This window comes from Lentzea albida (assembly GCF_900111005.1).
Lineage (GTDB): Bacteria > Actinomycetota > Actinomycetes > Mycobacteriales > Pseudonocardiaceae > Lentzea > Lentzea albida.
The window spans coordinates 412612-427152 of record NZ_FOFV01000002.1 but is presented as its reverse complement, the minus strand read 5'-3'; the positions used below and the strand labels follow the sequence as shown (position 1 = coordinate 427152).

Below are 14541 nucleotides of genomic sequence, written 5' to 3'. Positions count from 1 at the left end.
TCGATTGGTTGGAGTGGGCGTTGAGCGAGCAGTGGAACAAGGGCAGGCTGGCGACCGCGGCCGTCGTCCTGCCCGAGGGAACGACACCGACGGGCACGCAGGGCCGCGTGCTGCACGCCGCTCTCGGGCTGTTCGCCGAACGCGGGTTCCACGGCACCTCGATCCGCGAGATCGGCGCGGCCGCGGGCATCAACTCGGCGACCCTCTACGGCTACTACAGCTCCAAGGAACTGGTGCTGGCCGAGCTGGTCCTGGTCGGGCACCGCGAGCTGCACCGGCGACTGCTCGACGCCGTCGACGGCCTCACCGACCCGGTCGAGAAGCTCACGGCGCTCGTGCGCACGCACGTGTTCGCGCACACCGACTTCTCGCTGCTGGCCGTGGTGACCAACAGCGAGCTGCACGTGCTGTCCGCCGAACTCGCCGCGCCCGCGCTCGCCCTGCGCGCCGCCTCGGAGCAGCTGCTGCTGGACGTGCTGGCGGACGGCGTGTTCGACGTCCCCGACGCACGCCTGGCGGCGCGGGCGATCGGCGGCATGGGGCAGCGCGTCGGCAACTGGTTCGGCCCCGGCCAGGACCACACGCGGGAGCAGGTGGCCGACGCCTTCGTGCTCTTCGCCCTGCGCCTGGCCGGAGTCCGGGCGTGACCGGGCGGGCCCGCCTCGGTGCGGCGCTGTGGGTGCTGGTCGCGCAGTACTTCCTGCTGCTGTTCGTCGTCGAGGCGCGGTGGGAGGTCCCGTACAGCTGGGTGCGCAACGCGATCAGCGACCTGGGCGCGGCCACCTGCTTCCGGTCGGAGCAGGTCGAGCGCTGGGTGTGTTCGCCGTGGCACGTCGTCTCGGGCGTGTCCTGGACGGTCGCCGGTCTGTGCCTGGCCGGGGGAGCCCTGCTGGTCGGGCCGCTGTTCCCGGCCACGCGGACGGCCCGCACCGGGCTCGCGCTCCTCGTCGTGACCGGGCTGGCGCTGACCGTCGTCGGCCTGAACCCCGAGGACACCAGCGCCACCCTGCACGTCGCCGGCGCGGTCGTCGCCATCCCGGTGGGCGAGGTCGCGATGCTGCTGACCGGGCTCGCGCTGGCGGGCACCGAACGGTGGCGCGTCCTCGGCCGCGTCGGCGTCGCCGCCGCTGTGGTGGCGATGGTCGCCCTCGTGCTGATGGTGGCCCAGGTCGGTGGTCCGGCGCTGTTCGGTCTATGGGAACGCATCGCCGCGTTCCCGGTGCTGCTGTGGGCGGTCGCGTGCGGCGTGGCGTTGCCGACGCGGCCCGCGGGGCGGTGAACGCGACCTTCTCGCCCTTGGAGCCGTCCGCGTCCGTTGTGGACGGTGCGAGCGCATCGTTCTTCGCCTGCGACTCGGGGCTCGTCCGGCCGGGCGGCTGAGTCACCCGTCCTTCGCGGTCGTCACCTCGACCACGGTGACGCGCACGCCCGCCGCCCGGATCGCCGCCACGGCCGCGGGATCGGCGGACAGGTCGGTGATCACCTCGTGCACGTCCTGGACGTCGGCGATGCGGGCGAGCGTGGCCTTGCCGAGCTTGCTGCCGTCGGCCATCACGATCACCCGCTGGGCGCGGCCCAGCATCGCGCGGTTGGTGCGCGCCTCGTTCTCGTCGTGCGTGGTGATGCCCGCCGCGGCGTCGATGCCGTCGACGCCGATGAACGCGGTGCCGATGCTGATCGACGCCAGCACGTGCTCCGCCCAGGGGCCCACCAGCTCGTAGGAACGCGGCCGGGCGACACCGCCGACCACGACGAGCTTGTGCCTGGGGTGCATCGCCATCTCCATCGCGATGTTCAGCGCGTTCGTCACCACGGTCAGGTCGGCCCTGCCGGGCAACTGCTTCGCGAGCTCGGTGGTCGTGGACCCACCGGTCAGGGCGATGACGTGCGGCCCGGACGGCAGCAGGCGCACCGCCTCGCGCACGATGGCCCGTTTCGCGTCACGGGACCGGCCTCCCCGGTACCGCACCGGCACCTCGTCGATCGCGCCGTGGGGTTTGGCCCCTCCGTGGGTCCGGATCAGCAGCCGTTGCTCCTCCAGCTGGGCCAGGTCGCGCCGCAGCGTCGCGGACGAGACACCGAGCCGCGTGCCGAGTTCACCGACCTGCAGAGAACCTGTTTCGCGGAGCGCTCGCAGTATTTCGGACATGCGTTCGGCCCGCGTCGTGAGCCTTTTCCGCGTGCGGCCCTTGGGTGCGGAGGAATCCGTGGTATCGGCCATGCAGCGGAGCCTACGACAGATCATTCCGGTGAGCGATTGTTCACGCGCAGCTTCCTCCGATGATCGTCCTGAACAGGGACGACGCGGCGAAACGCTCACTCCGTTTGTTCATTTGAGCGCCGAACCTTGCCCCTCGCGCAGCGCCGGACGTACGAATGCACCACTCGGGGAATGCGCTCCGGAATGCGTTTCGAAGTGCGCCGGTAATCGGAAGGCGACACATGACTGTGACCGGGCTCGGCGACAGCTGGACCGCGCGGGAGATCTGGCAGCAACCCACCACCTGGCGGGCGGTGGAGGACGTGGTCGGGCACGCCCGGCCGCGGATCGAAGAACTCCTCGGCGCGGCGCTGGCCGCGAACCCCAGGATCGTGCTGACCGGCGCCGGCACCTCGGCGTTCATCGGCGAGGTCGTGGCACCCGCTCTCGCGCGGCACCTCGGCAGGCAGGTCGACGCCGTCGCCACCACGGAGATCGTCGCCGACCCGCGCTCGGTCGTCGTCGACGAACGCCCGGTGCTGCTGGTCTCCTTCGCGCGCAGCGGCAACAGCCCCGAATCGCTTGCGGCGGCGGAACTCCTGCACCGGCTCACGCCCACGCGCCACCTGGTGATCACCTGTGATCCGCGGGGGAGGCTCGCCCAGCGGTGGTCCGGCGACGGGAACGCCGTCGTGGTCGCGCTGCCGGACGAGGTCAACGACCGCGGCTTCGCGATGACGTCGTCGTTCACCGGCATGGCGCTGGCGGCGCTGCTGGCCTTCGGTCTCGACGTCGACGTGGAAGCGTTGGCGCAGGCGGGAACCGCGGTCCTCGGCGAGGCGGCGGAACGGGCGTCGGCGATCGCCGGTGCGAAACCGGATCGCCTGGTGTACCTGGGTTCCGGCCCGTTGCGGGGACTGGCACGGGAGGCCGCGCTCAAGTCCCTCGAACTGACCCGCGGCCAGGTCGTCGGGATCGCCGAGTCGTCGCTGGGCTTCCGGCACGGCCCGAAGTCGGTCCTCGACGACCGCACGATCGCCGTCGTCTTCCTCTCGCCGGAACCGTATGCGCGCTCCTACGACGTCGACATCGCGCGGGAGCTGGTGGTGGCCCTGGAGCCCGAGCGCGTGGTCGTGGTGGGCGCGGCGGGTCCCGACGAGTGCGGGGGAGCGCAGGTGTGGCCGGTGCCGGCCGGCGGCTCCCCGTCCGCGTGGGCCCTGGTGGCCGTGATCGCGGCCCAGGCCACGGCACTCGCGTGCTCGCTGGCTCTCGACCTGACGCCGGACAACCCGTTCCCCGGCGGCGAGGTCAACCGGGTCGTGCAGGGCGTGGTCATCCACGAGTTCCCGGAGGGAGTGGGCTGAGATGTTCCTCGGTGTCGACGGTGGGGGTACCAAGACGGCGTTCTGCCTGGTCGATCCGGACGGCCGGGTCGTCGCCGAGGCGCGCACCGCGAGCGTTTACTACCTGAGCGAGGGCATCGGGATCGTGGAACCCCTGCTGCGGCAGGGGATCGACGAGGTCTGCGCCACCGCCGGCATCCCGGTGGACGGCATCACCTTCGCGTTCTTCGGACTGCCCGCGTACGGGGAGATCAGCGCCGACGTGCCGGTGCTCGACGCGCTCCCCGCGAAGGTCCTCGGCACCACGGACTACCGGTGCGGCAACGACATGATCTGCGGCTGGGCCGGGTCGCTCGGCGGGGTCGACGGCATCAACGTCGTCGCGGGCACCGGCTCGATCGCGTACGGCGAGAACGCCGGCAGGCAGTGGCGTGGTGGCGGCTGGAGCGAGCTGTTCGGCGACGAGGGCTCCGGCTACTGGGTCGCCGTCAACGGCCTCAACGCCTTCAGCCGCATGGTCGACGGACGGATGCCCGCCGGTCCGCTCGTCGAGGAGATGCGCGCCGCGCTGGAACTCTCCGCCGACTTCGACGCCATCGACGTCGTGGTCAACCGGTGGCACGGCGACCGCGGCAAGATCGCGAACCTGAGCAGGGTCGTCGTCCGGGCGGCGGACGCGGGGGACGCGATCGCCGCGGACGTCCTCCGGCGAGCGGGCCAGGAGCTCGCACTCCTCGTCGACATAGGCCGCGAGGCGCTGGAGTTCGAGGCCTCGCAGCAGGTTCCGGTGTCGTACTCGGGTGGCATGTTCGGCTCGGCGCAGGTGCTGGCGGCGTTCCGCGAGTCGCTCACCCACGACTTCGACCTGCGCGCACCACTGCTGGAACCGCACGTCGGTGCCGCGCTCCACGCGGCACGCCTGCACGGACACCCCCTGCGGGCAGAGCACGTCCACACAGCCGCAGCGCTCTCCCTCTGAGGAGCCGAAGATGACCGGATCAGGCGTGTCCACCTCCCTCCGCCCGACCAGCTGGATCCCGTACGCGGGCCTGCTGGTGCTGTTCTGGGGCGTCTGGGGAGCCTTCTCCGCCCTGCCCACCAAGCTCTACGCCTACCCCGACCCGATGATCTACGTCGTGTGGGCGTTCACGATGCTCATCCCGGCGTGGTTCTCGTTGCGCGGTAGGAGGTTCGACCGCAGCAGGACCGCCGCAGGGTACGGCCTGCTGATCGGGCTCACCGGCGCGGGCGGCCAGCTGGTGTTGTTCAAGGCGCTCACGATCGGGCCCGCGTACGTGATCTTCCCGATCGTCGCGCTGTCCCCGGCGATCACCGTCCTGATGGCGTTCGGCCTGCTGCGCGAACGACTCGGCGCCCTGTCCTGGACGGGCGTGGTGCTCGCTCTCGTCGCGGTGGTGCTGTTCTCCGTGTCCACCGGGGAAGCCGGTGACACCGGGTGGGTCTACCTGCTGCTCGCGGTCCTGGTCTGCGTGGCCTGGGGCGTGCAGGCGTACTACATGCGCAAGGCGGCGGTGGCCGGGGTCGACGACGCGTCGACGTTCGGCTGGATGACCATCAGCGGCCTCGTGCTGATCCCGGTGGCGCTGCTCATGATGGGCGGCCTCCCGCTGGACTTCCCCTGGCAGGCTCCCGCCCTCACCGCCGGGACGCAGGTCCTGAACGCCGTCGGCGCGCTGTTCCTCGTGATGGCCATGAGCCGCGGCAAGGCCTCGATCGTCGCACCGGTCACCAACGCGCTGGCACCCGTGCTGACGATCGTGCTCTCGCTCATCGTGTTCGGCGCGCAGCCCAGCGCGTTCCAGATCGCGGGCATCGTGCTGGCACTGGCCGGCTCGACGCTGATGGTCTACCGGGCCGAGAAGAGCAGCGAAGCGGTTCCGGCGTGACGGACCGGATCATCACCGTCACGCTCAACCCCGCCATCGATGTGACCTACCGGGTGGACGCCCTGCGGGTCGGGCAGACGGTCCGCGTGCCGCAGGTGCGGTCGCGGGCCGGCGGCAAGGGCGTGAACGTCGCGGCCGTGGTGAACGCGTTGGGAGGCAACGGCTTCGCACTCGCGCTCACCACGACCGCGGAACCCGACGAGTTCCGCGCGGGCCTGGAGGAGCTGGGAATCGCTCACCGGCTCGTGCCCGCGCTGGCGTCGGTGCGGCGAACAGTGGCGGTGGTGGCCGAGGACGGCACCACGACCATGTTGCAGGAGAACGGTTTCCCGGCCTGCGAGGGCGCGGAAACGGCGATCACCGGCGCACTGCGCGACGAACTGGAAGCCGGAGCGGGTGGCGTCGTCATCTCCGGCAGCGTGCCGCACGGCCTGCACCCGGCCGTGCCCGCCCGTCTGGCGCGGGTGTGCGCGGAGTTCGGCGTGCCGGTCATCACCGACGTGTCGGGACCGGCCCTCCGCGCGGCCGCGGACAGCGGAGCGGTGCTGATGCCCAACTCCGACGAACTGGCCGAACTCGTCGGTGGTGGAAGGACTGTGCACGACCTGGTGGCAGGGGGAACGCCCGCCGTGGTGGCGACGGCGGGCGCGGACGGCGCGATCGCGGCGACCGCCCACGGCACCTGGCAGGCCCGCCCGCCGGAGGTCGTCACCGGCAACCCGACCGGCGCCGGGGACGCGGCCGCCGCCGCGCTGGCACTGCACCTCGCGGCGGGACGGGACGTCGACTGGCCCGCCGCGCTCGCCGACGTGGTCGCCACGTCCGCGAGCGCGGTGCTGCGGCCGGTGGCGGGCGAGATCGACCTGGGGGCCAGAACCCGCTGGATTCCACTGACGACGGTGAAGGAGACACGGTGAACTGGACGACGTTGCTCGGCGAACTGCGCGAGGAGCGGCGCGCGGTGGGGGCGTTCAACGCGATCCTGATCGAGCACGCCGAGGCCATCGTGGCCGGCGCGGAGCACAGCGGACTCCCGGTGATCCTGCAGATCTCGCAGAACGCCGTGCGCTACCACGGTTCCCTGGCACCGTTCGCGCTCGCGTGCCTGCGACTCGCCGAGGACGCCTCCGTGCCCGTGCTCGTCCACCTCGACCACGTGGAGGACGAGGACCTGATCCGCGAAGGGCTCGACCTGGGCATCACCTCGGTCATGTTCGACGCGTCCAAGCTGCCCTACACCGAGAACGTCGACCGGACCCGCGCCGTCGTGCAACGCTGCCACGCCAACGGATGCCTCGTCGAGGCGGAACTGGGCGAGGTCGGCGGCAAGGACGGCGCCCACGCGCCGGGAGTGCGCACCGACCCGGCCGAAGCGGCGGCGTTCGTAGCGGCGACCGGCGTCGACTCGCTCGCCGTGGCGGTCGGCTCGTCACACGCCATGACGGACCGCAGCGCCGTGCTCGACGAGGACCTGATCGCGGCACTCACAGACGCGGTTCCCGTGCCGTTGGTGCTGCACGGCTCGTCCGGTGTGTCCGACGACGGCCTGCGCGGGGCGGTGACCAGCGGGATCGTCAAGGTCAACGTCGGCACGCGCCTCAACCAGGTGCTGACCGAGGCGGTCCGCGCGGTGCTCGACGAGCGGGAGCTCCTGACCGACCCGCGCCGCTACCTCGCGCCCGGCCGCGACGCCGTGCGCGACGAGGTGGCGAGGCTGCTCACCGTGCTGGCCGACGCGGACGCGCCGAGCATCGCGCGCTGATGGGCGGGGAGGAGGTGTTCCCAGGTGCCGCGGGCTCGCTCCCCGCCCGTTCGCGCAGGACGACGACGACCATCGCCAGCGTGGCCGGAACGATCAGGGCAGCGGCGATGAAGAGGGTGTTCCTCGGACCTGCCGAGGAGATCACCGGGCCCGCAGAGAGGTAGCCGGCGGTGTTCGCGATGATGAGGCAGGTGCCGGCCGCCGAGTGGACACGGCCCTTGCACGCCTCCGGGGTGCGGTTCTGCACCAAGGCCATCAGGGTGACGTTCTGAACCGCCGCGCAGCCACCGCCGGCGATCCACGCGACCGCGTTGACGACGGGGTGGGGGAACAGGGCCGTCACCGCGAACGCCGCGGCCATCACGCCGGTGCCGACGAGGTACGCGCGCAACAACGCGTCGACGCCTTTGAGCCGCCTGGTCACCACGGCACCCGCCATGACACCGACGCCCCAGCACGTGACCACGACGCCGTAGACCACCTCGTTCTGCCGCATCACCCCGGTGACGAGGAAGATCTCGTTCGCCAGGGCGATGGTCATCGCGGTCATCGTCACGACGTGGGCCGCCAGCCGGACGGTGAGCAGTCCGTCCTGACCCAGTTGCGCCAGCCCGGCGAGCGAGCGGCGTGACGTGCCCGCGGACCGGTCGTGCACGCGCGGGTCCCGGTCGGTTCGGATGCGCGAGATGAGGAACGCCTGCACCACGGACGCCCCGGCGTCGATCGCCAGCGCGATCTCGAGGCCCGGCCCCGCGGCCACGACGCCACCGAGCAGGGTCCCGGCCATGGCTCCCGCCGTGCGGGCGGTGCTGAGCCACGAGAACCCGCGCACGCCGTCGTCCTCGGCGGTGAGCCTCGCGACGAGCACGGAGGTGCACGTGGTGGCCATCGCGCCGAGCATTCCCATGATCGCGAGGCCGGCGATGACCGCGGCGGGCACCGAGGCGACCGCGATCAGCGCCGACAACGTCACCGCCTGCGCGATCAGGACGAGCACGAACAGCGACCGGTTGCGGTAGCGGTCCACGAGCCGGCCGCCGACCGGGGTGCCGAGAACACCACCGACCGTGCCGGCCGCGAACAGGGTGGCGACGGCACCGGGACCCACGTCGTGCAGCCGGACGGTGAGTCCGACGAGGGTGAGCATCGAACTCGCGGTGGAGAGTCCGGAGCCGATCGCCAGCAGGGCGAGGTCGTGCCTGCCGGGAGGTCGTGGCGTCGAGGTGCTCACCGTGCTGGCGAACGTGAGGTGCCGGAACGCGCCGAGCCGAGCACCGAGCCCAGCAACGCGAGCTTCTCGGCGTGCTCCGAACCGGCGTCGGGGTGGTAGACGACCAGCATGATCCCGTCGGTGCCGGCGACGAGGTACTTCTCCCGGTTGAGGGTGATCTCCCCGAGCTGGGGGTGGGTGAACCGGACCGTGCCGCTCATCCGCGGGCGCACGTCGTGACGTGCCCAGAGCCGCTGGAACAGCGGGCTCGCCAGGGTGAGCTCGCCGACGAGCTCGATGAACCGGGGGTCGTCGGTGTCGGTGCCGACGGCCTGGCGGAACCCCGCGATCAGGTAGGCGGCGGCCAGTTCCCAGTCCTGGAACATCTCCTTCTCCTCGGGGTCGAGGAACACGTCCCGCAACCGGTTGGCCCCCGCGGTCAGCCGGGGCGACAGGGCCGTGGCCAACGGGTTCGCGGCGAGCACGTCGAGGTAGCGGCCCTCGACGAACGCCGGGAACGGCAGCACCGAGAGCAGGTTGGCCGTGCCGGTGGGAACGACCTCCCGTCGAGCCCGCCTGCGCTTGCGGGGTTTCTCGGCGACGAGCCCGACGAGGTACTCGCGCGCGTCGTCGTCGAGCTGCAGCACGGTGGCCAGGGACTCCAGCACCTGCACCGACGGGTGGCGGTCGCGCCCGCGTTCGAGGCGCAGGTAGTAGTCGGCGCTGATGCCCGCGAGCATCGCCACCTCCTCGCGGCGCAGCCCGGGGACCCGCCGGACCCCGTGCACCGGGATGCCCGCCCGCTCGGGCGTGACGAGCTCGCGCCGGGCCCGCAGGAAGGCGCCGAGCAGGTTCGGGTCGTCGGTCATGCCTCCACCGTAAGGCGGTCAGGAGGATCGTGAGGGGCCCTGTCACTCCCCCGGTTGACAAGGGCTCTGGCCGGGGCGCACGGCCGGCCGCAAGATCGTCCTCGACAGCGACCGACCAGGGGAAGTGATCACCATGGCGAACGTTCTGGTGACCGGTGGTTCCGGCTTCATCGCGGGCCACGTCATCCTGTAGTTGCTCAGCGAGGGCCACCACGTCCGCACGACCGTGCGCTCGCCGGGCAAGCAGACCACCGTTCGCGCCGTGCTCGCCGACGCGGGCCTCGCCGACGACTCGGCGCTGACCTTCGCGGCCGCCGACCTGACGAGCGACGAGGGCTGGGCCGAGGCCGTCGCGGGGTGCGAGTACGTGCTGCACGTTGCCTCGCCCGTGCACCTGCAGCACGTCAAGAACGACGACGACGTCATCGTTCCCGCGCGGGACGGCACCCTGCGCGTGCTCCGCGCGGCCCGTGACGCGGGGGTGCGGCGAGTCGTGCTGACGTCGGCGTTCCACGCGGTCGGCTTCGGGCACCCGCACACGCACGGCACGTTCACCGAGGAAGACTGGTCCGTTCTGGACGGACCGGGCATCGACGCCTACGGCAGGAGCAAGACCCTGGCCGAGCGTGCTGACTAGGACTTCGCCGCCGCGGAAGGCGTGGAACTCGTCGCGGTGCTGCCCGTGGCCGTGATGGGCCCGGTGATGGGCGACGCCGTCTCGGGCGCGAACCACGTGGTGCGGCGCCTCCTCGACGGCGCCATGCCCGGCTACCCGAACCTGTGGATGCCGATCGTGGACGTCCGGGACGTGGCCGCCGCGCACGTGCGCGCGATGACCGCCCCCGGTGCGGCAGGCCAGCGGATCCTGGTCGCGAGGGGACAGTCGCTCGCGTTGGAGGACGTGGGCGCGCTGCTGAAGGCCGACCTCGGCGAGGCCGCGAAGCGCGTGCCCACCAGGACGCTGCCCGACTTCGTGGTGAGGCTCGCAGCGCGGTTCACCCCGGAGCTCCGGTCGGTGACCGCCGACCTCGGGTTCGTGAAGGGGGTGTCCACGGACAAGGCGCGGCGGGTGCTGGACTGGGAGCCGCGTCCGGCGCAGGAGGCCGTGGTCGCCGCCGGCCTGAGCATGGTGGAGAAGGGACTCGTCACCGCCGGTCGTCCCGCGGCGGTGTGATGGAATGGACCAGGTGAGTGCCTCCGTTCGCCCGGCCTGGGTGGTCCTGGTGTCGATCGCGCTGCTGGCCGGGTGTTCGGGTCAGGAGGCGGCCCCGGCGCCGACCGCACCCCGCGCCGGCGTGGCGCTGCCGCCCTCACCCGCCGTGCTCGACTACCAGCTGGGCGCGGCCTACCCGCCCCCCGCGGGCGTCACGCTGGTCGCGCGCGACAGCACCGCCTCACCGGCACCGGGCGTCCACAACGTCTGCTACGTCAACGGTTTCCAGACGCAGCCGCAGGACCGCGAGCTGTGGCTGACCCGGCGCGGGCACCTGGTCCTGAAAGACTCCGGCGGCGAGCCCGTGATCGACCCGGAGTGGCCCGACGAGCTCCTCGTGGACACCTCGTCACCGTCCAACCGGGACGAACTGGCGAGGCTGGTCGGGGAGTCGATCACCCGCTGCGCCGACCGCGGCTTCCAGTCCGTCGAGATCGACAACCTGGACTCGTACTCCCGCTCCGGCGACCGCCTCACCGCCGAGCACAACCTCGCGTTCGCGGCCCTGCTCAGCGCGCGGGCGCACGACCGCGGCCTGCCGATCGGCCAGAAGAACTCCGCGGAGATCAGCAGGCGCGCCCACGACGAGGTCGGTTTCGACTTCGCCGTCACCGAGGAGTGCCACGCCTTCAACGAGTGCTCGACCTACACCGACGTCTACGGCGCGCACGTGATGGACGTCGAGTACACCGACAACCTGCGCGGCACGTTCGCCGGGGCGTGCGCGGACCCGGCGACGCCGAGGACGACCACCCTGCGCGACCGCGGGCTCGTCGGGCCGGAGAACCCGGATCACGTCTTCCAGCACTGCTGACCCGACGTTAGGATGGCCACCGGCGTGTTCCACGCCCAACCTCCTGACCGGGTGCCCACGCCATCCGGCCACAGCGGAGGCAAAGGGGACCTGTGAGCCTCGGGACGCCCTCCTCGTCATGCCTGGAACCAAGGCTGTCGTGACATCGGGGCGCGTGGGGTTCGGGTGTCGGACGCGACGGCCGAGGAGTTCGGTGATGACGTCACGCAAGCAGTTCAAGGCGCAGGTGCGCGCCCGCATGGCCAAGACCGGTGAGCGCTACACGACCGCGTTCGCCCACCTGAGCGGTGCCTCGCCGGACGGCGGCTGGGTGTTGCGCGGAGGCACGGACCCCGACGCGGCGGGACTGAACGCCATGCTCGCCGCCCGCGGCATCTCCGGCCTGGACGAGGCGCTGGTCTTCGGCATCGGCGGCGGGATCGGCGCCGGCTACATCCTGTGGGAGTTCAAGCAGCACAACAGCCGCCACGTCACGATCGGCTTCACCAACACGTGGCAGTACGTGACCCGCCGCAGCGAGAAGGTCCTCGCACGCCTCGGCATCGCCCACGAGTGGCACCGCTCGGCGCCCAAGGCCGCCCGGGCGTGGCTGACCGCGCGCCTCGACGCAGGCGACGCCGTCATGGTGTGGCCGGACCGGTACCAGATCGGCTACTGGGACCTCCCCGAGGAGCTCGACGGCCACGGCGGCCACCCGGTCGTCGTCTACCGCGCCGCGGGGAACCAGGTCTACCTCGACGACCGCAACCAGGTCCCGCTCACCGTCGCGCGCGAGGACCTCGACCGGGCCGTCGCGCGCGTCGGCACCTGGAAGAACCAGGCCCTCGTGATCACCGATTCCGACCGGGCGCCCGACGTCGAGGCCGCGGTGCGCGAAGGCCTGCGGGACGTCGTCGAGCACCTGTCGGCCAAGTCGGACTCGTTCTCCCTGCCGGCGTGGCGCAAGTGGTCGCGCATGATGACCGACACCAAGGCCGCCAAGGCGTGGCCGAAGGTCTTCGCCGACGGACAGGGCCTCGACCACGCGCTGCAGAGCGTGCGCGAGGGAGTGGACGGCCGCTACGGCGTCACCGGCGGCAACCTGCGGCCGTTGTTCGCGGACTTCCTCGAGCAGGCCGGGCACTCCGGGCTCGCGCCGCGGTGGCGGGAGATCGGCGCCATGTGGAACGCGCTGGGGGAGATGACCGAGTTCCCCGCCATGGGCGCGCAGCTCGCGGAGCTGCACGCGGCGGAGACCGACGCGATCGCGCGGTTGAAGGCCGTCGTGGACTGAGGCCCGTCAGGGCGCCGGGTCACCGGGCCGGACCAGGCCGTTGTGGTAGGCGATGACGACGAGCTGCGCCCGGTCCCGCGCCCCCAGCTTGGTCATGGCCCGGTTGACGTGGGTCTTGGCGGTCAGCGGCGACAGCACCAGGCGCTGCGCTATGTCCTCGTTGGACAGTCCGTGGGCGACGAGGACGACGATCTGGCGCTCGCGGTCGGTGAGGTCGGCCAGCGCCGGCAGCGGCACGGGCTCGGGCTGGTTCAGGACGTGCTGGACGAGGCCCCTGGTGGCCTTCGGGGACAGCAGGGCGTCCCCGGAGGCCACGACCCGGACGGCGTGGATCAGCTCGTCGGGGCCCGCGTTCTTGCCGAGGAACCCGCTGGCGCCGGCGCGGACCGCGTGGAGGACGTTCTCGTCGTTCTCGAACGTGGTCAGCACGAGGACGCGCACGCCGGCGAGGTCGTCGTCGGCGGCGATGCGGCGGGTGGCCTCGATGCCGTCGACCTCGGGCATGCGGATGTCCATGAGCACCACGTCCGCGCGGGTCGCGCGGGCGAGGTGCACGGCGTCACGCCCGTTCACCGCCTCGCCCACGACCTCCAGGTCCGGTTCGGCGTTGAGGATCATCTTGTAGCCGGCGCGGATGAGGGCCTGGTCGTCGGCGAGCAGCACCCGGATGGTCATGTGGTGGCCTTCTGCGTCGGGGCGGGGAGTTCGGCGTGGACGGCGAAGCGCCCGTCCGGGCGGGCGGTCGCGTCGAGGGTGCCGCCCGCGGTGGCCGCGCGTTCGGTCATGCCGAGGATGCCGTAGCCCGAGGTGACCGGCGCGCGTTCCACGGCGATGGGGTTGACGACGTCGAGGATGAGGGAGTCGTCGGTGTAGGTGATGGTGACGCAGGCGGTTCCGGTGCCGTACTTGTGCGCGTTGGTCAGCGCCTCCTGCAGGATCCGGTAGGCCGCGAGGTCCACGACCGCGGGCAGGTCCCTCGCCTCGCCGGCCTGCCTGCGCTCCACCGTGAGGCCGGTGGCGGCGAGCGAGTCGATCATGGTGGTGAGCGCGGCCAGACCGCGGACGGGTTCCCTGTCGTGGTCGTTGTTCTCCCGCAGCACGCCGACGATCGAGGCCAGTTCGCTCAGGACGGTGCCGCACGCGTCGCGGATGTGGGTGAGGGCCCGGCGGGCCTGGTCCGGGTGGCGGACGAGGACGTGGCTCGCCGCTCCGGCCTGCACGTTGATCACCGCGATGTGGTGGGCGACCACGTCGTGCAGGTCCCGCGCGATGCGCACCCGTTCCTCGGCGACGCGGCGGGCGGCCTCCTCCTCACGGGTGTGCTCCGCGCGGCGGGCCCGTTCCTCGACCTCGGCCACGTAGGCGCGGCGGCTGCGGACGGCGTCCCCGGCGGCGGCGGCCGCGGCGATCCCGGCGAGCACGGCGAAGCTCCGGGGCGACCACGGGGACGACGTGTCCACGAAGGTGTCGACGACGTAGAGGCCGACGGCGATCGGGGCGGCCAGCAGCACCCCGGAACGGCGGCCGGTGGCGGCGGTCGTGGTGTAGGTGAGCACCCCGAGGGTCACGACCAGCATGGGTTGCAGCACACCCGTGACCAGGACCATCGCCAGCGCGGCGACGGCGGTGCCGACCAGGTTCAGCGCGGGGCGCAGGCGGCGGGTGGACACCGCGACCACGACGACGGCCAGTGCCACGAAGTCCCGCGTGGTGAGGGCCCCGTCGGTCTGGCCGCGCATCCCGCTCAGCTCACCGGCGACGCCGCCCGCCACGACGACGCACGTGAGAGCGATGTCGCGGAGCACGGGGTGGCTCGCCACCCACCTCCAGACCGACATCCGCGTCATGACGATCAAAGTAGACGCCCCGGCGGCCTGGGGGCATCTCACCGCCGTCGTACCGCGAACCGGGAGCCGTACCACGAACGCAGTACGGGCGAGTGTCCTATGT

The 14541-nt window shown here is 72.1% G+C and carries 16 protein-coding genes; 11 read left to right on the top strand and 5 right to left on the bottom strand.

Features of this window, described 5'->3' with window-relative positions; genetic code table 11:
• Positions 1-20 precede the first annotated feature (20 nt).
• Entirely contained in the window at positions 21-647 is a 627-nt protein-coding gene (locus BMY74_RS07445) for a TetR/AcrR family transcriptional regulator (RefSeq protein WP_089912596.1), read from the top strand.
• Positions 644-1279 carry a DUF998 domain-containing protein gene (locus tag BMY74_RS07440; protein ID WP_177229615.1) on the top strand — a complete coding sequence of 212 codons (636 nt, stop codon included), beginning with the start codon at positions 644-646 and terminating at the stop codon, positions 1277-1279. Before BMY74_RS07445 ends, BMY74_RS07440 begins: the two co-directional genes overlap by 4 nt.
• 102 nt (positions 1280-1381) lie before the next feature.
• Here BMY74_RS07440 and BMY74_RS07435 read toward each other — a convergent pair whose 3' ends face one another.
• A complete protein-coding gene (locus BMY74_RS07435; protein WP_089911636.1) occupies positions 1382-2221 on the bottom strand; it encodes a DeoR/GlpR family DNA-binding transcription regulator in 840 nt (279 codons plus the stop codon).
• Positions 2222-2442: 221 nt separating this feature from the next.
• Here BMY74_RS07435 and BMY74_RS07430 point away from each other — a divergent pair, with 221 nt between their 5' ends.
• Genes BMY74_RS07430 through BMY74_RS07410 form a run of 5 tightly spaced genes read left to right on the top strand, consistent with a single transcriptional unit; the run spans position 2443 to position 7212 of the window.
• Positions 2443-3564, top strand: a complete 1122-nt coding sequence (locus tag BMY74_RS07430; RefSeq protein ID WP_089911633.1) for an SIS domain-containing protein — start codon at positions 2443-2445, stop codon at positions 3562-3564.
• A 1-nt stretch (position 3565) separates the two neighbouring features.
• Positions 3566-4522 (top strand): N-acetylglucosamine kinase, encoded by a 957-nt coding sequence (locus tag BMY74_RS07425; protein WP_089911630.1) that lies wholly within the window; start codon positions 3566-3568, stop codon positions 4520-4522.
• A 10-nt stretch (positions 4523-4532) separates the two neighbouring features.
• Complete coding sequence (locus BMY74_RS07420; RefSeq protein WP_089911627.1) at positions 4533-5450, top strand: DMT family transporter; 918 nt, start codon at positions 4533-4535, stop codon at positions 5448-5450.
• Entirely contained in the window at positions 5447-6367 is a 921-nt protein-coding gene (locus BMY74_RS07415) for a 1-phosphofructokinase family hexose kinase (RefSeq protein WP_089911624.1), read from the top strand. Before BMY74_RS07420 ends, BMY74_RS07415 begins: the two co-directional genes overlap by 4 nt.
• Positions 6364-7212, top strand: a complete 849-nt coding sequence (locus BMY74_RS07410; RefSeq protein ID WP_089911621.1) for a class II fructose-bisphosphate aldolase — start codon at positions 6364-6366, stop codon at positions 7210-7212. Before BMY74_RS07415 ends, BMY74_RS07410 begins: the two co-directional genes overlap by 4 nt.
• Here the strand turns inward: BMY74_RS07410 and BMY74_RS07405 are convergent.
• Both BMY74_RS07405 and BMY74_RS07400 read right to left on the bottom strand, forming a co-directional pair.
• Positions 7169-8443 carry an MFS transporter gene (locus BMY74_RS07405; protein WP_089911618.1) on the bottom strand — a complete coding sequence of 425 codons (1275 nt, stop codon included), beginning with the start codon at positions 8441-8443 and terminating at the stop codon, positions 7169-7171. The genes BMY74_RS07410 and BMY74_RS07405 overlap by 44 nt on opposite strands.
• Positions 8440-9291 (bottom strand): helix-turn-helix transcriptional regulator, encoded by an 852-nt coding sequence (locus BMY74_RS07400; protein ID WP_089911615.1) that lies wholly within the window; start codon positions 9289-9291, stop codon positions 8440-8442. Before BMY74_RS07400 ends, BMY74_RS07405 begins: the two co-directional genes overlap by 4 nt.
• A 193-nt stretch (positions 9292-9484) precedes the next feature.
• Between BMY74_RS07400 and BMY74_RS46050 the strand changes: the two genes are divergently transcribed.
• The 4 genes from BMY74_RS46050 (at position 9485) to BMY74_RS07385 (ending at position 12591) form a co-directional block, all read left to right on the top strand.
• The gene (locus BMY74_RS46050) at positions 9485-9928 is read left to right on the top strand and encodes an NAD-dependent epimerase/dehydratase family protein (protein ID WP_245785958.1); all 444 of its coding nucleotides are present in this window, start codon (positions 9485-9487) and stop codon (positions 9926-9928) included.
• A 21-nt stretch (positions 9929-9949) separates the two neighbouring features.
• Positions 9950-10465: a Rossmann-fold NAD(P)-binding domain-containing protein gene (locus tag BMY74_RS46045; RefSeq protein WP_245785957.1), complete on the top strand. Its 516-nt coding sequence runs from the start codon at positions 9950-9952 to the stop codon at positions 10463-10465.
• A gap of 13 nt (positions 10466-10478) precedes the next feature.
• Positions 10479-11318, top strand: coding sequence for an endo alpha-1,4 polygalactosaminidase (locus BMY74_RS07390; RefSeq protein ID WP_245785956.1), 840 nt, complete (start codon positions 10479-10481; stop codon positions 11316-11318).
• A gap of 196 nt (positions 11319-11514) precedes the next feature.
• A complete protein-coding gene (locus tag BMY74_RS07385; protein ID WP_143091474.1) occupies positions 11515-12591 on the top strand; it encodes a BtrH N-terminal domain-containing protein in 1077 nt (358 codons plus the stop codon).
• A 6-nt stretch (positions 12592-12597) separates the two neighbouring features.
• Here BMY74_RS07385 and BMY74_RS07380 read toward each other — a convergent pair whose 3' ends face one another.
• Both BMY74_RS07380 and BMY74_RS07375 read right to left on the bottom strand, forming a co-directional pair.
• A complete protein-coding gene (locus BMY74_RS07380; protein ID WP_089911606.1) occupies positions 12598-13266 on the bottom strand; it encodes a response regulator in 669 nt (222 codons plus the stop codon).
• On the bottom strand, positions 13263-14438 hold the full coding sequence (locus BMY74_RS07375) for a sensor histidine kinase (protein WP_143091473.1): 1176 nt from the start codon (positions 14436-14438) through the stop codon (positions 13263-13265). Before BMY74_RS07375 ends, BMY74_RS07380 begins: the two co-directional genes overlap by 4 nt.
• Positions 14439-14541: the final 103 nt, after the last annotated feature.